The following is a 19,388-nucleotide window of genomic DNA, read 5'->3' on the forward strand; positions in this document are numbered from 1 at the left end:
TTCTACTCAGTCAACTAAGCTATTTAAAATCAATTTAGACACTTATCACAGTCTAACATAAAGGTAAAAAATCCCCCTAACCAGGAGGAAATCAAACAACCGTTTAAATTGGGTGTTGTAATTTACTCATTTTACAAGCACACTGAGTCTCTAGTGGTCAAATGATGGCCTGCTGTGAGATAGAACATTTACCTAATTACATATACCCGAGAGCGTTGAGATTGAAGATAAGCCATTAAGAGCAGGCAATAAAAACTCTGGTTTCGATAATAACGGGCATAAGACAAAGTCAGGTATCACGCAAAAGGAAGCAAGCAATGATCTACCAAAGTCCTACGATTCAGGTTGAGTTACTTGAAGATAATATTGCCCGGTTATGTTTTAACGCACCGGGCTCAGTCAATAAGCTGGACAGAGAGACTATAGGCTCTCTGGATGCTGCTTTAGACGCCATTCAACAAGACTCAAACATTCAAGCATTAGTACTGACATCTGCTAAGGGTGCTTTTATTGTCGGTGCCGATATTACTGAGTTCCTCGGCTTATTTGCTCAAGAGGAGAGTGTGCTTCTTCCATGGATTGCCGAAGCTAACGTGGTATTCAACAAGTTAGAAGATCTCCCCTTCCCAACAATTTCGGCCATCAATGGCTTCGCACTGGGTGGCGGGTTCGAAACAGTGCTGGCGACAGACTTCCGCATTGCCGATACCACAGCACGACTTGGATTACCTGAAACTAAACTGGGCCTGATACCAGGCTTCGGTGGTACCGTCCGCCTGCCTCGCCTTATCGGTACCGACAATGCGCTTGAGTGGATCACTTCGGGTAAAGAGCAGCGCCCGGAAGCGGCGCTAAAGGTTGGTGCTATCGATGCGGTCGTTGAGCCACAAAACCTGCAGGTCTCGGCCATTAAGATGCTTAAAGAAGCCCTGGCAGAAAAACTTGACTGGCAGTCCCGTCGCGCCCGTAAACAAGCGGCATTACCACTACCTAAATTAGAAGCCATGATGTCATTTGCTACCGCGAAAGGCATGGTATTCAAGATCGCCGGCAAACACTACCCGGCACCAATGGCTGCAATCGATGTGATAGAACAAGCCGCTAAATGCGCCCGTGCCGATGCACTGGTAGTTGAACATCAAGCCTTCATAAAACTGGCTAAGACCGATGTAGCAAAGTCTTTAATCGGCATATTCCTTAACGATCAACTCGTCAAAGGCAAGGCGAAGAAAGCCGGCAAGTTGGCCAAAGATGTAGAAACCGCCGCCGTACTGGGCGCCGGGATCATGGGTGGCGGTATCGCCTATCAGAGTGCCAGCAAAGGCACGCCGATTGTGATGAAGGATATCGCTCAACCGGCTCTCGATTTAGGCCTGGGCGAAGCGGCTAAGCTGTTGTCATCTCAGATCAAGCGTGGTCGCTCGACACCTGAAAAGATGGCCAAGGTCCTCAACAACATAACAGCGACACTGGACTACGCACCGGTTAAAGATGTCGATGTCGTCGTAGAAGCCGTGGTTGAGCATCCCAAAGTTAAATCTATGGTACTCGCTGAGGTTGAGCAAAATGTCGGTGATGATGCCATCATCACCTCTAACACCTCGACCATCTCAATTAACTTACTCGCTAAGAGCCTAAAGAAGCCGGAACGTTTCTGCGGTATGCACTTCTTCAATCCGGTACATAAGATGCCGCTGGTTGAGGTGATCCGTGGCGAAAACAGCTCCGAAGAGACGATTGCCTCCGTAGTTGCTTACGCCAGTAAGATGGGTAAAACACCTATCGTTGTTAATGACTGCCCGGGCTTCTTCGTCAACCGCGTACTCTTCCCTTACTTTGCCGGCTTCAGTGGGCTTCTCGCCGATGGCGCCGACTTTGCCGCCATCGATAAGGTGATGGAGAAGCAGTTTGGCTGGCCTATGGGTCCGGCATACCTGCTCGATGTTGTCGGTATCGACACGGGTCATCATGCACAAGCCGTGATGGCAGAGGGCTTCCCGGACCGCATGGGCAAACAGGGGAAAGATGCCATCGACATCATGTTTGACAGCGAGCGCTTCGGCCAGAAGAACAGCAGAGGTTTCTATGCCTATTCAGTCGACCGTCGGGGTAAGCCTAAGAAAGAGATCGATCCAAGTAGCTATGAGCTGCTGGGCGCAGAGTTTGGTGAGCTGAAGACCTTCGAGTCCGATGAGATCATCGCCCGCACCATGATCCCTATGATCATCGAAACGGTTCGCTGTCTCGAAGAAGGTATCATTGCCTCTCCGGCCGAAGCCGATATGGGGCTGGTATTTGGTCTTGGATTCCCGCCTTTCAGAGGGGGCGTGTTCCGCTATATCGATACCATGGGGGTCGCTAACATCGTTGCACTTGCCGATAAATATGCTCACTTAGGTGGTCTGTATCAAGTGACCGATGCCATGCGCGAACTCGCCGCGAATAACGGCAGCTACTACCAGTCTTAATCAATGGGAAGGAATAGAACAATGAAACAAGCAGTGATCGTAGATTGCATCCGTACTCCCATGGGCCGTTCGAAGGCTGGAGTATTTAGAAATGTACGTGCAGAGACACTCTCTGCCGAATTGATGAAAGCCCTGTTAGTGCGCAACCCTCAATTGGATCCAAACACAATTGAAGATGTGATCTGGGGTTGTGTACAACAGACTCTGGAACAGGGCTTCAATATTGCCCGTAACTCAGCCCTGCTTGCTGGTATTCCTAAGCAGGTCGGGGCGGTAACAGTCAACCGCCTGTGTGGTTCATCCATGGAAGCCATACACCAGGCTGCGCGAGCCATCATGACCGGACAAGGTGATACCTTCATCATAGGTGGTGTCGAGCATATGGGTCACGTCCCGATGAATCATGGTGTGGACTTCCACCCGGGTCTTGCCAACAACGTGGCAAAAGCCTCGGGCATGATGGGCCTTACCGCCGAGATGCTGGGTAAGATGCACGGCATTACCCGTAAGCAGCAAGATGAGTTTGCCGTTCGCTCTCATCAACGTGCTCATGCCGCGACAGTAGAGGGACGCTTCGCCAGCGAGATCCACCCAATCGAAGGTCATGATGCCGATGGCGCCATGATTAAGGTTTCTCACGATGAAGTGATCCGCCCGGAGACCTCGATGGATTCTCTCTCTGGTCTTCGACCGGCATTCGACCCCGCCAACGGTACGGTGACAGCCGGGACATCATCAGCTCTTTCCGATGGCGCTTCAGCCATGTTGGTCATGGAAGAGGAGAAAGCCAAGCAACTAGGCCTGCCGATACGCGCCCGAATTCGCTCTATGGCTGTTGCCGGTTGCGATGCCGCTATCATGGGTTATGGCCCTGTGCCTGCTACCAGGAAGGCGCTCGAACGTGCAAACCTGAGTATCGATGATCTCGATGTTATCGAGCTCAATGAGGCCTTTGCCGCTCAGTCACTTCCTTGCGTCAAAGACTTAGGCTTGATGGATGTCGTCGACGAAAAGGTTAACCTTAACGGTGGCGCAATTGCATTGGGTCACCCACTGGGTTGCTCCGGTGCCCGTATCTCCACCACTTTGATCAACCTGATGGAAGCTAAAGACGCGAAATATGGTCTGGCGACCATGTGTATCGGCCTTGGTCAGGGAATCGCGACCATATTCGAACGCCCATAAACAGTTCAATAACCCGAATATAAAGGCCGGCACATGCTGGCCTTTTTTTGTCCAGACAAACAGAGAAACTTAAGCTAAGTCCCTGTACTCTCTCGCCAGCCACTGTAACAAGTGACCTATCACGGTATTAAGATGACGGTTATGGAAAAATGACCATAATTTCAAATAGCGTTACCACTGCTCAGGTATAAGATGACTCCCGCAATCGACCTACTCGTTAAACATAAAATTTCACACCAGATCCATGAATATAAGCATGATCCATCCTGTCAGGCATACGGTCTTGAAGCCGCCGAAAAGATAGGGGTAGCTGCAGAGCTGGTATTTAAAACCTTAGTGGTGAAACTTGATGGAAAACAGCTGGCGGTCGCGATAATCCCCGTGGACGAAAAGCTCAGCATGAAGGCTATCGCCAAATCAACAAAAGCAAAGAAAGCAGTCATGGCAGAAGCCTCAGAGGTGCAGCGCAGCTCGGGATATGTTCTCGGTGGTGTCAGCCCCCTGGGACAGAAGAGGCTGCTCACAACCGTGATCCATGATTCGGCAGTCCAACTAGATAAAATGTATATCAGTGGCGGCCGTCGAGGCTTGGATATCGAATTGGCACCTGACGATCTGAAACGACTCCTCAAGGCACAGTTTGCAACCATAACCGCCTAAAACGGATGCACACCTTGAGAGCTTTAATGTTCCACGTGGAACATTAAAGCAATACTCAACGCTCTAAGCTCACAAATTAGGGCGACACACTTGGATAAAGCAAGCCGCTGGAGTAATATTAGCCACTTCTGTTTAATCGTTCAGCTGAGGTAATATGAGCGACCAATTTAGTACTGCACAACACCAACTCGATGCTCTCGGACTCAGGTGCCCGGAACCTGTCATGATGGTTCGTAAATCAGTACGCAAAATGGCACAGGGTGAAACCCTATTGATCATCGCCGATGATCCAGCCACGACTCGTGATATCCCAAGCTTCTGTGAGTTTATGGATCATAAACTACTGGCCAGCCAAACAGATTCGATGCCATATCAATACCTGATTCAAAAGGGCCTGTAAGCAAACTAAGTAATAGTCAGCATGGATTGCACAATGAAGAGACTTGTCGCTATCGGTTTTAAGCCTGTGAAACAGGGTCCCATGACGCTGGTTGAATCGGCTGACGTCACCCTTGCCCATGGTGTAGAGCAGGATATCTTCGGGCGTCCTGGAAAACGTCAGGTCACTGTGCTCTCCCGCGAGCAGTGGCACCTTGTTTGTACTGAGCTGGGAGCATCGCTTCCCTGGACTACCCGACGCGCAAATCTGTTGATCGAAGGACACAGCTTCAGTGCTGCAGATCTTGGTAAGCTGTTACATATTGGCAAGCTGACACTACAGATAACCGGTGAGACCGATCCCTGTAAGAAGATGCAGATAGCCTGCCCTGGACTCGAAGCGGCACTAACACCAGATTGGCGTGGTGGTGTCACCTGCCGCGTATTAAACGATGCTAAAATCTATGAAGGCGATGCAGTGAGCCTTGAGAGTTAACTCAGACACAACTTGCCAGACACTCCTTTCATTCCCCCGTTTAAAGCATGCCCTCCTGTTCGGTAACGCCTCCCGTTATTATCACAACCTTTTGTATATCGTGAGATAAGCAAACAGATTAATCGTTACAAAATTGCTATATATTATTTGTTTTACTGATCACTTAAATATGCGATAAATAACTCCCGGTAGATCTGTATATAGCATGCAATATCTAATACCTATCCAGATGTGATCCCTTCGAGTCGATCACTTTCTTAGATCTATTGAGATAACTAAAACTAAAACGAAATAGCGCCAACGGAGCCGCTTTCATTATATCAACGATATGAAACAGGGATTCAAATGTTAAAACATAAGCTAACCCCACTGTGTGCAGCGATAGCACTCAGCTTCAGCCCCCCCATTTTTGCAGACGAGCTAAAATCCGACAAAGAGCCAGCCTGGCAGGTAAACGCTCCCGCTAATGCACCTTTAGAGCAGGTAGATATTGAAGTTTCCGAAGGTACCTGGATGAACATCAGTGTCAGTCCGGACGGAAAGTATATCGTGTTTGATATGTTAGGCGATATCTATCGGATCCCCATGAAAGGCGGTGAAGCCGAGGTCCTTGCAAAAGGCATCGCCTGGCAGATGCAACCTGTCTACAGCCCGGATGGTAAACATATCGCTTTTACCTCTGATGAAAATGGTGGCGACAACATCTGGATAATGGAAGCCGATGGCAGCAACCCAAGGCCAGTCACGGAAGAGACCTTCAGGCTACTGAACAGTCCAGCCTGGAGTCCTGACTCTCAATATCTTGTTGCCCGCAAACACTTCACCGGCTCACGCAGCTTAGGTGCCGGCGAAGTCTGGATGTACCATGTCGCAGGTGGTGAAGGAGTAAAGCTGACTGAGCGTCCAAACGAGCAGAAAGATCTCGGCGAACCCGCATACTCACCAGATGGCCGTTATATCTACTTTAGCCAGGATGCGACACCGGGGAAAACCTTTCACTACTCGAAAGACTCGGTGAAAGGTATCTATAAGATTAAGCGATATGATACCCAAACAGGTGACATTGAGGTATTAATCCAGGGAACCGGCGGTGCGATACGACCAACCCCAAGCCCTGACGGTAAGAAGCTGGCTTATATAAAGCGAGATGGCTTTCAGTCATCCCTATACTTGCTGGATCTGCACTCAGGCGAAACCGAGAAACTCTACGGCAAGCTAGACAGAGACATGCAGGAGACCTGGGCTATCCATGGTGTCTACCCGACCATGAGCTGGACCGGTGACAATGAAACGATCCTCTTCTGGGCCGGTGGTAAGATCAATAAGCTCGATGTGGAGTCAAAGTCTGTCGAGCAGATCCCCTTCTCCATTAAGACCCGGCTCGATGTTCAACCTGCGGTGCGCTTTACCCAAGATCTGGATAAAGACACGTTCGACGTGAAGATGCTGCGCATGGCTCAGGTTTCGCCAGATGGCAAACGGGTCGTCTACGAGGCACTCGGTAAGTTATGGTTAAAGTCACTGCCGGATGGCAAGCGCACCCGCTTGACTAAGTTAGACTCTGAGCTCAGAGAACTCTTCCCTCAGTGGTCCCGTGATGGCAAAAATATTGTCTTCACTACCTGGGACGATCAGGAGCAAGGCAGCGTTCGCATGGTCAATCTGAGAAGTAAGCGGGTTAAAACCTTGACCAGAGAGCCCGGAAAGTATGTAGAGCCTACCTTCTCTCCCGATGGCTCATTCGTGGTCTACCGTAAAGCCAAGGGCGGATATATCACGCCGAAGACCTGGTCTCAGGAAACGGGTTTATATAGGGTCGATATCAAGGGAAAGAAAGCAGTAAAGATAACGCCTGACGGATACCAACCGCAATTTGGTGCCGATTCTGACCGCGTCTACTTTATGGCTCACGGAGAGACTCCCGAGTTAGCTTCGATAAACTTAGATGGTTTTCAGAAGCGCGTGCACTACACCAGTAAGCATGCAACTGAGTTCCGTATATCCCCCGATGGCAAACAACTCGCTTTTGCCGAACGCTTCAAGGTATGGGTAACACCATTCGCTAAACATGGCGAAACCATAGATATAGGCCCTAAGGCGAACAATCTGCCGGTCACTCAACTTAGCCTCAGAGCCGGTGAAAGTATCAGTTGGAACAATAACAGTGACCAGCTGTACTGGACATTAGGCCCTGAACTGTATCAGGTGGCCGTCGACACGAGTTATGCGGTAACAGAAAAAAAGAGTGATAAAGAGAGTAAGAAATCTGCTCCAAGCAAGCCACAGATCACCGACCTTGGCTTTACCCAGGAAGCGGATGTTCCACGTGGAACAATCGCATTTGTCGGCGGTAAAGTAATCACCATGGAAGATGACAAGGTTATCGACAATGGCATAGTGATAGTTAAAGATAACCATATTGTGGGGGTTGGCGGAGCCGACACTCAGATACCCAATGATGCAAAGGTGATCGATATCGAAGGCAAGACAATAATGCCCGGCCTGTTCGATGCGCACGCCCACGGCTCACAGGGTGAAGATGAGATCATCCCGCAACAAAACTGGGAACTCTACTCTAACCTATCCTTAGGTGTCACATCGATTCACGACCCATCCAATGATACCACTGAGATATTTGCCGCATCGGAGCAACAGAAAGCAGGTAATATAGCCGGCCCCCGCATCTTCTCTACGGGTACTATCCTGTATGGTGCCAATGCCCCGGGCTACACCTCTCATATCGACTCGCTGGACGATGCAAAGTTTCACCTGGAACGACTGAAGAAGGTCGGTGCTTTCAGTGTCAAAAGTTATAACCAGCCCCGCCGAAATCAGCGACAGCAGGTGATAGCTGCCGCACGTGAACTCGAGATGATGGTGGTCCCGGAAGGCGGAAGTCTACTGCAACACAACCTGACTATGATCGCCGACGGGCATACCGGCATCGAACATTCTCTACCCGCAGCATCTATCTATAATGATGTAAAACAGTTCTGGAGCCAGACCCAGGTTGGTTACACCCCAACCTTAGTCGTCGCCTATGGGGGAATTTCCGGTGAGAACTACTGGTACGATAAGACCGATGTCTGGGCTCACCCGAGACTCTCTATGTACGTACCGAGCGATCTGCTGAATGCACGCTCTATGAGACGCCCAACAGCACCGGATGAACACTACAACCACTTCAATGTTGCACGCGTGGCAAATGAGATGAACGACCTGGGTGTGAAACCAAATATCGGCGCTCATGGACAGCGTGAAGGTTTAGCTGCTCACTGGGAGATGTGGATGTTTGCCCAAGGTGGAATGAGTAACCTGGAAGTATTGAAAACGGCAACCATCAATCCGGCCAGGCACTTTGCCATGGATCACCAAATAGGTTCAATTAAGAGTGGTAAGCTTGCCGATCTGATAGTGATAGACGGAGACCCTCTTGAGGATATTCGTGTAACCGATCGGGTCACCTACACTATGGTGAACGGCAAGCTCTTCAATGCCGAGACCATGGACCAACTTAACGGTGGTGCAAAAAACAGGGGCAAGGAGAGAAAAACTTTCTTTTTTGAAAATCGCGCCAATGACTAAGTAGCCCCTAAAAAAAGAGTTTCAGAAAAATTTTAAAATGAATCGAGAATTCATGAATAACCTGAAACTGATTTTAAAGCTTGGCTCAAAGAGTAGAAACAGAAAGAGTGTTCCACGTGGAACACTCTTTTTAATAACTAGGGTCAGAGTCCAGACTCTTAACTTGAAGAGCTTACTTTTACCAATAGGTTCAACGAACATCGAACAATCGCTGCTGTAGTCTTGGATTTACTCCCGGGTTTACGCTCCACTCTTCCTCCAATAATCCAGCCCTTAGAATTCAGTTCCTTCATCATTACACTTTTCATAACAAAAACAATCTGTTGTATGATCGTTCACCATACCAACCGCCTGCATGAACGCATAACAGATCGTAGGGCCGACAAAGTTAAAACCTAGTTTTTTCAGAGCCTTAGACATTGCTTCCGACTCAGGTGTCTGAGCCGGCACCTCGTCCATTGTCTTAAATCGATTGACGATAGGCTTTCCACCGACAAAACTCCACAGGAACTCTGAAAAATCATCGCCCTGCTCCCCCTCGATGTCAGAGAAGTGGGTCATATAGCTCCGGGCATTTTTTATGATCGAATTGACCTTCAACCTGTTACGTACAATCCCCTTATTCTGCAGTAGCACTTCGACTTTCTCATCATCAAACTGAGCGATAATTTTCGGATCAAAATTGGCGAATGCGGCTTCATAGTTCTCCTGCTTCTTGAGAATAGTAAGCCAGGAGAGACCTGCCTGCTGACCGTCGAGACAGAGCTTGGCAAACAACTCCTGACTGTCATAAACCGGTCGCCCCCAAACCTCATCATGATACTGCTGATAGAGGTCATCGGCCCCAACCCAACTACAACGCTGCTTTTCCATGGTTATTTTTCCAAATTTGTCCTGTGACATAAAAAATAACCTACATAAGACTACATCTACAAGGTATAATCGAAACCATTTTCTATGACGGCCTGATATTAGTAGACATGACGACGAAACATGATGTAAAGACATTCCAGGGTTTCATTATGACCCTGCAAGAGTACTGGGCGCAGCAAGGTTGCGCTATCGTTCAACCACTCGATATGGAAGTTGGTGCGGGCACATTCCACCCACAAACTTTCCTGCGTTCTTTAGGCCCGGAGCCGATGAGCAGTGCCTATGTGCAACCTTGTCGTCGCCCAACCGATGGCCGTTATGGTGAGAACCCAAACCGTCTTCAGCACTACTATCAATTCCAGGTTGTGTTAAAACCTTCTCCTGACAACATTCAAGAGCTATATCTCGGCTCGCTCGAGGCTCTGGGTGTTGATATGGGCGTCCACGATGTTCGCTTCGTTGAGGACAACTGGGAATCGCCGACACTGGGTGCATGGGGTCTGGGCTGGGAAGTTTGGCTGAATGGCATGGAAGTGTCGCAGTTTACCTATTTCCAACAGGTTGGCGGACTTGAGTGTAGCCCGGTTACCGGCGAGATCACATACGGTCTTGAGCGTCTGGCTATGTATATCCAGGAAGTTGACAGTGTCTATGATCTGGTCTGGACCGATGGCCCCATGGGCAAAATCATGTATCGTGATATCTTCCATCAGAACGAGGTAGAGCAATCGACCTATAACTTTGAACACGCCGATGTCGATGTGCTGTTTAAAATGTTCGATGACTGTGAAATCGCCTGTCAACGCCTTCTGACTCTGGAGAAACCACTTCCACTGCCTGCCTATGAGCAGGTAATGAAAGCCTCTCATGCATTTAACCTGCTTGATGCTCGCCACGCTATCTCGGTGACCGAACGCCAGCGTTATATCTTACGCGTCCGTACAATGGCTAAGGGTGTAGCAGAATCTTATTATCAAGCCCGTGAAGCCCTAGGCTTCCCTATGTGTAAGTAGAGGTATTACAGATGAATTTTGAAAACTTACTCATTGAAGTAGGCACAGAAGAGCTGCCACCAAAAGTACTTCGTAAACTGGCAGAGTCTTTTCTAACTAACTTTACCGATGAACTGAAAAAAGCCGAACTGAATTTCGAATCGGCTACCTGGTATGCCGCGCCCCGCCGTTTGGCTATCAACGTGCAGCAACTGGTATTGGCACAAGCCGATAAGGTTGTCGAGAAACGTGGCCCGGCTATCGCTCAGGCTTTCGATGCAGATGGAAACCCGACCAAAGCCGCTATGGGCTGGGCTCGCGGTAACGGTATCACGGTCGATCAGGCTCAGCGCCTGAAGACAGATAAGGGTGAGTGGTTGCTACACCAGGCCAAAGTGGTAGGTGTAGAAACTAAAAGCCTTATCCCGGATATGGCTCAGCGCGCCCTGGATAAGTTACCTATCCCTAAGCCTATGCGCTGGGGCGACAACAAGACTCAATTTATCCGTCCGGTTCATACGGTCACTATGCTACTGGGTAGTGAAGTGGTTGAGGGTGAGCTGTTAGGCGTAAAATCTGCTCGTGTTATCCGTGGTCATCGATTCATGGGACAGGCAAGCTTTGAGCTGGATCATGCCGATAACTACCTCTCTTCACTGAAAGAGCAAGGCAAGGTATTAGCGGATTATGAAGCACGTAAAGCGATCATAAAGGCCGACGCCGAAGCCGCAGCCGCTAAAATTGGCGGTGTTGCCGAACTTGAAGATGAACTGTTGGAAGAGGTTACCTCTCTGGTCGAATGGCCTGTCGTGTTGACGGCTAACTTTGAAGAGAAATTCCTTGATGTACCTGCCGAAGCTCTGGTTTACACCATGAAAGGCGATCAGAAATACTTCCCTGTCTTCGATAAGGCTGGACAGCTTCTGCCTAACTTCATCTTCGTTACAAACATAGAATCAAAAGATCCACAGGTCATTATTTCCGGTAATGAAAAAGTGGTTCGCCCTCGCCTGGCCGATGCAGAGTTCTTCTTCGAGACAGATAAGAAAGAATCTTTGGAATCTCGCTTAGCCAGTCTGGAAACCGTCGTGTTCCAGAAACAACTCGGTACCATTAAAGATCGTGTCGAACGTATCTCAGCCATGGCCGGTTTTATTGCGAACAGCATAGACGTAAACTCTGAAGAGGCCGCTCGCGCAGGCCTGCTGTCAAAGTCAGATCTTATGACGAACATGGTAATGGAGTTTACCGATCTTCAGGGCACCATGGGGATGCATTACGCTCGCTTGAATGGTGAAACGGAAGCGGTCGCCATGGCGTTGCAGGAGCAATACAAGCCAAAGTTCTCAGGTGATACCGTACCGACGGCCCCCGTCTCTATCTGTGTAGCACTGGCAGAGAAGCTAGATACTTTAGTAGGTATTTTCGGTATAGGACAAGCGCCTAAAGGTGCCGCTGACCCATTTGCACTTCGTCGTGCCGCTATCGGTATCCTGCGGATCTGTGTTGAGAACAACTTACCGTTGAACCTGGTAGACCTGATAGCTAAAGCACAGGAGTTACACGGTGATAACCTTACCAATGAAACCACGGCCGAGCAGGTACTGGAGTTCTTCATGGGTAGATTCCGCGCCTGGTACCAAGATCAAGGTGTCAGCGTAGATGTGATCCTGGCGGTATTGGCACGTCGTCCTACAGCTCCTGCCGACTTCGACAGCCGCATCAAGGCCGTTTCTCACTTCCGCAGCCTTGAGCAAGCATCGGCACTCGCTGCAGCAAATAAGCGTGTATCTAACATTCTTGCTAAGGTTGAAAGCGAAATTCCGGCAACCATCGATACCGGCTTACTGGTTGAAAATGCAGAGAAGGCACTTTCAGAGAAGCTGAATGAACTTCAGCCACAACTGGCACCACTATTTGCCGCTGCTAACTATCAGGAAGCACTGGCGTTGCTTGCGGGTCTGCGTGAAAGCGTCGATACCTTCTTCGAAGATGTAATGGTTATGGCCGACGATGAAGCACTGAAGAACAACCGTTTAGCTCTGTTATCCAGCCTACGCGACCAATTCCTTCACGCAGCCGATATCTCACTGCTACAGTAAGCAATAAGCTTCGAGCTTCTAGCTTCGAGTAAAATGAAAAAAGCCTCAGATCTCTCTGAGGCTTTTTTTTAAAACTCTTTCAGCTTTTCATGAAGCCGGTCAAACACATCCCGGGCAAGATCGGCATCGATGAGTAAGCGGTTTAAACAGGCTTCATCCAGCTTTCCGGCTTGATGTAGCATAGAGCACTCGCTGATCAAATTTGCCCGCCAGACTACCGCTGCAAGCTTCTCGGTTGGCTTAGTTCCGGTATTGGCCAGCGCACTTAACGCCTTCTCAAAGCTTGGCGGAAGTTGCCAACACCTGACCAGAAGCGCACTTAAACTCAACGACTTGCTGGTCATCACCTGCCTGAAAAGAGAGGAGCTGGGTTGCTCGCCGGGCTCGGCCAGATTAAACCCATCTAACAACATCTTGAAGATGGCAATCTTACCCACATCATGAAGCAGGCCTAACATAAAGGCGGTATCGGGATCTTCACCGGGCAGTTCCGCAGCTAACTCAGAAGAGAGGTACGCCACCTGCATAGAGTGACGCCACACCTGCAAACCAAAACGACGAAAATAGATAGGCTTTATCTCTATCATCTCCCTTATCAGGCAGGTGGTAACGTAACGGCGTAATTGATCTCGCCCTAGCTGTACAAAGGCAAGTTGAAGACTCGTCACCTCTCTGTCAGAACGCCTGAAAGCGGGAGAGTTACATAACTTAAGTACCTCAACACTCAATACAGGATCTTGCTGGATCAGCTCCAGCAGCACCTTGATATCGACATCCTCGTCTCCAAGCTTCTTGTCCAACTCAGCCATACGGCTGGGCAGCTTAAGTACATTCTCAGCAATAGTCATAGGTGAAGAGAGCGCACGCTCAACATCACCGATGACATTTTTTTCCAGATTATTAGCCACTCCCCCCTGATCCCCCTTCCTCGCGGGAAAAAGCAGGCTATAGAAGAGTGTCGACACATCCACCGTTTCAGTCTCAAGCTCCGTTAATTCCGGACTTGTAGCCTGTTTTTGAATGGGGGCCTGTTTGAATTCAGGGTTCTGACTAAAGCTTTTTGGCTTAGCTACGGTAGTGTTATCTCTGATATTAAAGAGCTTATTAAATAGTTTTTTGACCAATTTTTATGACCGGGTATAAATGAAATACTGGAGATATACAGAAAGATTATAGGACAATATCCTATAACTTAAGTTACAAAAACATAATCATGCCCATATTTATACTTACCGCTTGTTTTTGCGGCAATGAATGCCGAAACTAGCTTAAACACCCGGATTAAGAAGCCAGAAATGACAACAGAACAGGCCCCGAACGTATTCAGATTGGGAGAGAGAGCAGTGGTTATAGACTGTACAGGGTCATACCCCCAAAGCTCTCAACTCGAGATCCAAAGTAAAATCTGGTGGTTGGCCGATAAGTGCCGTCAAACACAGGAATTTGCCGATATCGTGCCGGGAATGAACAACCTCACCCTCTTTTTAAAGAGCACGAGCCATATAGGCCATTGGTTGTCTCAGTTAGGTACACTTTGGCAACAGGCTGAAGAGATAAGCATCAGGGGTAAAAACATACGGCTTCCGGTTGTCTACGGCGGAGATTACGGACCTGATCTGGAACAGTTAGCCGGGTATCACCAACTCAGTTGTGAGGAGGTGATACGGCGGCACTCCGACAGGAGGTATACGGTTATGTTTCTGGGCTTTCAGCCCGGTTTTCCCTATCTGGACGGGCTTGACTCATCTCTGTACACACCCAGACTGGCAACACCCAGGCTATCCATTCCTGCGGGCTCAATAGGAATAGGTGGAGAGCAAACCGGAATCTACCCGGCTTCTGCCCCCGGAGGCTGGCGACTCATAGGTCGAACAAACCAAAGGCTATTTACCCCGGAGTCCTCCGACTCACCCACCCTGGTCCAGCCCGGTGATACGATTCAATTCATGCCGGTGGACAGTTTAATATTCGATGCAGAATAATGAAGCCGAGTGAAGGATGGAAATAATTGCAATGACTGAAATGAGTAGTGTGCAGATCCTCAAGGCTGGTATCCACTCATCGGTGCAAGACCTGGGTTGCACCGGTTACCGACATCTGGGCATCTCCGGCGGAGGAGCACTCGACAGACATGCCCTGATACTGGCTAACCGACTGCTCGGAAACCCTGATACTTCGGCAGCGATAGAGCTGACCTCCGGCACGGTAGAGCTTATGTTTAACCGGGACACCTGGTTTGTGGTAACGGGGGCGAGCTACCAGATATCGATCGGTCAGCGTAATATCTGGTGTAACTGGAGAAATAAGATAAAAGCCGGCGAAACCCTCAGCCTGAAGGGACCAAAATCCGGTATGCATGCCTACCTCGCATTCGAGGGAGGAATTACGCATGTTAACGATAGCACTCACAACACTCCAGATGTCCCTCTGGCCTCCAGGTTTACCGGTAATCCGGGCCGGGTATTACAGGATGGAGACAGGTTGGCTTTAGGTCAGGCGGGAACCATATCTAAACCTATAGGCGCGGTGCAGCGTGGATATTCGAATGAGATCCGTGCCCTTCCCGGCCCGGAGATGGCGCTGTTTTCGCCCGAATCAAGAAAAGCCTTCTGGAACACCTCATGGGAACTGACTAACGAAAGCAACAGGATGGGAGCCAGATTGTTCGGCACGACACTGTCTCTTACCCAGCAGCAGGAGTTACAATCTCATGCCGTAATGCCGGGAACAGTCCAGGTCCCGCCTTCAGGGCAGCCCATAGTCTTACTCGCCGACGCACAAACCACAGGCGGCTATCCGAAAATTGCCACTGTTATCGAAGCCGATCTCTGGAAATTGGCCCAAACCAGACCCGGTGAAGATATTAAGTTTGTTCACGTGAGTCCCAATCAGGCAGACGATGCAAATTATGAATGGGAGCAATATTTTTATCGTTTACAGAGAGCAATTGAAGCTAACAGCTAAGATTAAGAAGGTCTCGATCGTAGCTCGTAGCTCGTAGCTCGTAGCTCGTAGCTCGTAGCTCGTAGCTCAATAATATCACTGAGGTCCATCATGTTATCAAATTCGAAAGGTTACCCTATCGATCTAAATGCAGATATTGGTGAAGGTTGTGAGTTTGACTCTCAGTTGCTGGAGCTCATCACCTCGGCAAATATCGCCTGTGGCGGACATGCGGGTGATGACTCCAGCATGATAAAAACGGTTGCGGCAGCCATGAAGCACAAGGTTAATATTGGTGCTCACCCCAGCTTTCCCGACAGGCAAAACTTTGGCCGTACCCGTTTAGATATCTCGGATGAAAGGCTAACAGACTCATTACACAGACAAATATCGGCTTTAAAAGCTGTGTGCGATAATCTGGGGGCAAAACTGTTTCACGTGAAACCTCACGGGGCACTTTATAACGAAGCGGCCAGGAGTGAGGTTTTAGGGCTGATATTGATAGATACGATTAAACGGATAGATCCAAATCTTAAGTTGATGACCTTAGCCGGGAGTCCCTTGGTAAAACAGGCCAGGTTACATGGGTTAACCGTCATCGAAGAGGCCTTTGCCGACAGAGCCTACCTCAATGACGGTTCACTGGCTCCCCGCAACCTGGATGGCGCCGTGATCCACGACAGTCATCAGGCACTGCGGCAGGTACAGCAAATTATCGAAAATAAACCTCTGACAAGCCTGGATGGTGCGCCGGTCATCATAAATGCCACCAGCATCTGCCTCCATGGCGATAACGAACAGGCCCTGGAGTTTGCAAAACTGATAAGTGCAAAGCTAACCGAGGCAAACAAGTCATAGCTCCCGATTTAAAGCACGTCGGAATGACCGGGAGTACAATCTGTCATCCTGAACCATGCACAACGTCTATTTATATACGTCCCAACCCTTCTTGCCGGTAAAGAGTGACACAAATCCATTCTAACAGCGTCTGACCTCCAAGGAGGGAATGCCAATAAATGAAGGGAACATTTATGGCCCTGGCGTTCAGGGATAACTTTCACTGACAAGAGGTCCATGTACAAGGTAAATTTCTGTCCATCCATGGGCTTCTTATTTTCCAAGAGTGGCATAAATGCTCTGACTGCCATGGATGGCGGAAATGCCAATAAATGAAGGGAACATTAATGGCCAGACATAAAAAAGCCCCGGGACAATCCGGGGCTTCTGTTTTTTTGCTCTAACCTCGCAACTCGAAGCTAGAAACTCGTAACTTGCTTAAACATCCAGGTTAGCAACGTTCAATGCGTTCGATTCAATAAAGTCACGACGCGGCTCAACCTGATCCCCCATCAAGGTGGTGAACAGCTGATCGGCAGCAATCGCATCTTCAATCGTAACCACCAGCATGCGGCGAGACTCTGGATCCATGGTTGTTTCCCACAGTTGCTCAGGGTTCATCTCACCCAGTCCCTTATATCGCTGAATATAGAGACCACGCTTAGAGTCATTCATCAACCAATCTAACGCCTCTACGAAGCTGGAAACATCCTTCATACGCTCGCCACGTTTAACATAGCCCCCCTCTTCAATTAAGCCATCTAGCGCGGCGGCAAGTTTTGCCATACGCTCATAATCGCTCGACTGGAGGAAGTCATATGAGAACAGGTAGTGAGTATCGATACCGTGCTTACGGATAGTGATCTTAGGTAGATACACTTGACGCTCAGGATCCAGGAAGGCTTCTCCACTGAAAATAAATCCGCTGGACTCCTTCTCAGACAGATCGGCAACATACGCATCACACCACTGCTGAACCTTAGCCTCATCGGCTAAAACATCGCTGCTCAACGCCGGATGATAAAGCATACGCTCGGTCAGCATCAGCGGGTAACGTTGATCCAAACGCTCGAAGATAGCTTCGACTTCACGATACTGGTATACCAACTGCTCCAACGGTGCCCCCGACATCGCCGGCGCATCGGCAGAAGCATGGATCTCACCGCCATCTAACGCCAAGTTGGTCAGGAATTCGGTTAATGCAGGGTCATCTTTAAGATACTGCTCCTGCTTACCCTTCTTAACCTTATAAAGTGGCGGCTGAGCGATATAAACAAAGCCACGCTCGATAAGCTCAGGCATTTGACGGAAGAAGAAGGTCAACAGCAGGGTACGGATGTGCGAGCCATCGACGTCGGCATCGGTCATGATGACGATGTTATGGTAACGGGTCTTATCCGGATCGTATTCATCACGGCCAATACCACAACCCAGTGCGGTAATTAGCGTCGCGACCTCCTGTGACGATAACATCTTATCGAAACGGGCCTTCTCAACGTTCAGAATCTTACCTTTAAGCGGAAGAATAGCCTGGTTCTTACGGTTACGACCCTGCTTGGCACTACCACCCGCAGAGTCACCCTCCACTATGTATATTTCAGAAAGCGCCGGGTCTTTCTCCTGACAATCGGCCAGTTTACCCGGCAGACCGCCTAAATCTAACGCACCTTTACGACGCGTCATCTCACGCGCTTTTCGCGCCGCTTCACGAGCTCGTGCCGCATCGATAATCTTACCGACAATCAATTTAGCTTCATTTGGATGTTCCATCAGGTAATCACCCAACTTCTCACCCATGGTCTGCTCAACCGCTGACTTAACCTCACTCGAAACTAACTTGTCTTTAGTCTGCGAGCTGAATTTAGGATCCGGAACCTTAACAGAGATAACGGCGGTAAGACCTTCACGGGCATCATCACCCGTTGCACTGGTTTTACCTTTCTTATTAAAGCCTTCGCGATCCATATAAGCATTCAGGTTACGCGTTAATGCACTACGGAAGCCTGCAAGGTGAGTACCACCATCACGCTGTGGAATGTTATTGGTGAAACAGAAGATGCTTTCCTGGAAGCCATCGTTCCACTGCATAGCCACTTCAACGGTAATACCATCTTCGCGTTCCTGGTTAAAGTGGAACACCTCTTTGTTTACCGCAGTCTTGTTTACATTCAGAAAATCAACGAATGCACTGATACCGCCATCATATTTGAAAAACTCATCCTTATTATCTCGCTCATCGACCAGACGGATGCCTACCCCAGAGTTTAGGAATGAGAGCTCACGGACACGTTTAGCAAGAATATCGAAGTGGAACTGAGTGTCAGAGAATGTATCAGGGCTTGGCCAGAAACGTATCTCAGTACCTGTATTGGTCGCTTCACCGATAGCCTTGATCGGCTCATTCGGCTCACCCATGGTATAGAACTGCTCATAAAGCTTACCGTCACGACGAATCGTCAACTGAAGCTTCTCAGATAGCGCGTTTACAACCGAAACACCTACCCCGTGAAGACCACCGGAAACTTTATAAGAGTTATCATCAAACTTACCACCCGCATGCAGTACCGTCATAATAACTTCGGCAGCAGATACTCCCTCTTCAGGGTGAATGGCAACCGGGATACCACGGCCATCATCTTTTACCGAAACAGAGCCGTCGGCATGGATAGTGATGATAACGTCGTTACAATGACCTGCTAAAGCTTCATCGATAGAGTTATCGACAACTTCGAATACCATGTGATGTAGACCGGTACCGTCGTCGGTATCACCGATATACATCCCTGGTCTCTTCCGTACTGCATCAAGGCCTTTAAGTACCTTAATACTCGAAGAATCGTAACTATTCTCTGACATATTATTCTCTCGT

General features: G+C 49.0%; 14 protein-coding genes. 11 read left to right on the forward strand and 3 right to left on the reverse strand.

Annotated elements, in window-relative coordinates; genetic code table 11:
- The first annotated feature begins 317 nt into the window (after positions 1 to 317).
- The 6 genes from fadB (at position 318) to Q1B47_RS17740 (ending at position 8,772) form a co-directional block, all read left to right on the forward strand.
- Entirely contained in the window at positions 318 to 2,468 is a 2,151-nt protein-coding gene (fadB, locus tag Q1B47_RS17715; RefSeq protein WP_299796596.1) for a fatty acid oxidation complex subunit alpha FadB, read from the forward strand.
- Positions 2,469 to 2,489: 21 nt separating this feature from the next.
- A complete protein-coding gene (fadA, locus tag Q1B47_RS17720) occupies positions 2,490 to 3,653 on the forward strand; it encodes an acetyl-CoA C-acyltransferase FadA (protein ID WP_299796599.1) in 1,164 nt (387 codons plus the stop codon).
- Positions 3,654 to 3,845: 192 nt separating this feature from the next.
- The gene (gene ybaK, locus Q1B47_RS17725; RefSeq protein WP_299796601.1) at positions 3,846 to 4,313 is read left to right on the forward strand and encodes a Cys-tRNA(Pro) deacylase; all 468 of its coding nucleotides are present in this window, start codon (positions 3,846 to 3,848) and stop codon (positions 4,311 to 4,313) included.
- A 154-nt stretch (positions 4,314 to 4,467) separates the two neighbouring features.
- Complete coding sequence (tusA, locus tag Q1B47_RS17730; RefSeq protein WP_299796603.1) at positions 4,468 to 4,713, forward strand: sulfurtransferase TusA; 246 nt, start codon at positions 4,468 to 4,470, stop codon at positions 4,711 to 4,713.
- Between the two features lie 33 nt (positions 4,714 to 4,746).
- Positions 4,747 to 5,187 (forward strand): MOSC domain-containing protein, encoded by a 441-nt coding sequence (locus tag Q1B47_RS17735; protein WP_299796607.1) that lies wholly within the window; start codon positions 4,747 to 4,749, stop codon positions 5,185 to 5,187.
- Positions 5,188 to 5,532: 345 nt separating this feature from the next.
- Positions 5,533 to 8,772 (forward strand): amidohydrolase family protein, encoded by a 3,240-nt coding sequence (locus tag Q1B47_RS17740; RefSeq protein WP_299796610.1) that lies wholly within the window; start codon positions 5,533 to 5,535, stop codon positions 8,770 to 8,772.
- A 273-nt stretch (positions 8,773 to 9,045) separates the two neighbouring features.
- Here Q1B47_RS17740 and Q1B47_RS17745 read toward each other — a convergent pair whose 3' ends face one another.
- Positions 9,046 to 9,645: a DNA-3-methyladenine glycosylase I gene (locus tag Q1B47_RS17745; RefSeq protein WP_299796613.1), complete on the reverse strand. Its 600-nt coding sequence runs from the start codon at positions 9,643 to 9,645 to the stop codon at positions 9,046 to 9,048.
- Positions 9,646 to 9,752: 107 nt separating this feature from the next.
- Here Q1B47_RS17745 and glyQ point away from each other — a divergent pair, with 107 nt between their 5' ends.
- Positions 9,753 to 10,658, forward strand: a complete 906-nt coding sequence (glyQ, locus tag Q1B47_RS17750; protein WP_299796616.1) for a glycine--tRNA ligase subunit alpha — start codon at positions 9,753 to 9,755, stop codon at positions 10,656 to 10,658.
- A gap of 11 nt (positions 10,659 to 10,669) precedes the next feature.
- Positions 10,670 to 12,739 (forward strand): glycine--tRNA ligase subunit beta, encoded by a 2,070-nt coding sequence (gene glyS, locus Q1B47_RS17755; RefSeq protein WP_299796619.1) that lies wholly within the window; start codon positions 10,670 to 10,672, stop codon positions 12,737 to 12,739.
- A gap of 68 nt (positions 12,740 to 12,807) precedes the next feature.
- Here the strand turns inward: glyS and Q1B47_RS17760 are convergent, their stop codons facing one another.
- Complete coding sequence (locus Q1B47_RS17760; protein WP_299796621.1) at positions 12,808 to 13,863, reverse strand: HDOD domain-containing protein; 1,056 nt, start codon at positions 13,861 to 13,863, stop codon at positions 12,808 to 12,810.
- Between the two features lie 171 nt (positions 13,864 to 14,034).
- Here Q1B47_RS17760 and pxpB point away from each other — a divergent pair, with 171 nt between their 5' ends.
- The 3 genes from pxpB to pxpA all read left to right on the forward strand — a co-directional run bounded on the left by pxpB (position 14,035) and on the right by pxpA (position 16,540).
- Positions 14,035 to 14,721 (forward strand): 5-oxoprolinase subunit PxpB, encoded by a 687-nt coding sequence (pxpB, locus tag Q1B47_RS17765; RefSeq protein WP_299796624.1) that lies wholly within the window; start codon positions 14,035 to 14,037, stop codon positions 14,719 to 14,721.
- 31 nt (positions 14,722 to 14,752) lie between these two features.
- Positions 14,753 to 15,703 carry a biotin-dependent carboxyltransferase family protein gene (locus tag Q1B47_RS17770; protein WP_299796627.1) on the forward strand — a complete coding sequence of 317 codons (951 nt, stop codon included), beginning with the start codon at positions 14,753 to 14,755 and terminating at the stop codon, positions 15,701 to 15,703.
- 90 nt (positions 15,704 to 15,793) lie between these two features.
- Positions 15,794 to 16,540: a 5-oxoprolinase subunit PxpA gene (pxpA, locus tag Q1B47_RS17775; protein WP_299796629.1), complete on the forward strand. Its 747-nt coding sequence runs from the start codon at positions 15,794 to 15,796 to the stop codon at positions 16,538 to 16,540.
- Positions 16,541 to 16,957: 417 nt separating this feature from the next.
- On the opposite strand, the gene gyrB is transcribed toward pxpA, so the two are convergent.
- Positions 16,958 to 19,375: a DNA topoisomerase (ATP-hydrolyzing) subunit B gene (gyrB, locus tag Q1B47_RS17780; protein WP_299796632.1), complete on the reverse strand. Its 2,418-nt coding sequence runs from the start codon at positions 19,373 to 19,375 to the stop codon at positions 16,958 to 16,960.
- Positions 19,376 to 19,388 lie beyond the last annotated feature (13 nt).

It is taken from the genome of uncultured Shewanella sp., assembly GCF_947501225.1.
Taxonomy (GTDB): Bacteria; Pseudomonadota; Gammaproteobacteria; order Enterobacterales; family Shewanellaceae; genus Shewanella.

Excerpts from the sequence above, each read along its gene's own strand:
- tusA (WP_299796603.1), top strand. The coding sequence starts at position 4,468 with ATGAGCGACCAATTTAGTACTGCACAACACCAACTCGATGCTCTCGGA.
- fadB (WP_299796596.1), top strand. The coding sequence starts at position 318 with ATGATCTACCAAAGTCCTACGATTCAGGTTGAGTTACTTGAAGATAAT.
- Q1B47_RS17745 (WP_299796613.1), bottom strand. The coding sequence starts at position 9,645 with ATGGAAAAGCAGCGTTGTAGTTGGGTTGGGGCCGATGACCTCTATCAG.
- Q1B47_RS17740 (WP_299796610.1), top strand. The coding sequence starts at position 5,533 with ATGTTAAAACATAAGCTAACCCCACTGTGTGCAGCGATAGCACTCAGC.
- ybaK (WP_299796601.1), top strand. The coding sequence starts at position 3,846 with ATGACTCCCGCAATCGACCTACTCGTTAAACATAAAATTTCACACCAG.
- pxpB (WP_299796624.1), top strand. The coding sequence starts at position 14,035 with ATGACAACAGAACAGGCCCCGAACGTATTCAGATTGGGAGAGAGAGCA.
- Q1B47_RS17770 (WP_299796627.1), top strand. The coding sequence starts at position 14,753 with ATGACTGAAATGAGTAGTGTGCAGATCCTCAAGGCTGGTATCCACTCA.
- Q1B47_RS17735 (WP_299796607.1), top strand. The coding sequence starts at position 4,747 with ATGAAGAGACTTGTCGCTATCGGTTTTAAGCCTGTGAAACAGGGTCCC.
- fadA (WP_299796599.1), top strand. The coding sequence starts at position 2,490 with ATGAAACAAGCAGTGATCGTAGATTGCATCCGTACTCCCATGGGCCGT.
- gyrB (WP_299796632.1), bottom strand. The coding sequence starts at position 19,375 with ATGTCAGAGAATAGTTACGATTCTTCGAGTATTAAGGTACTTAAAGGC.
- glyS (WP_299796619.1), top strand. The coding sequence starts at position 10,670 with ATGAATTTTGAAAACTTACTCATTGAAGTAGGCACAGAAGAGCTGCCA.
- pxpA (WP_299796629.1), top strand. The coding sequence starts at position 15,794 with ATGTTATCAAATTCGAAAGGTTACCCTATCGATCTAAATGCAGATATT.
- glyQ (WP_299796616.1), top strand. The coding sequence starts at position 9,753 with ATGACGACGAAACATGATGTAAAGACATTCCAGGGTTTCATTATGACC.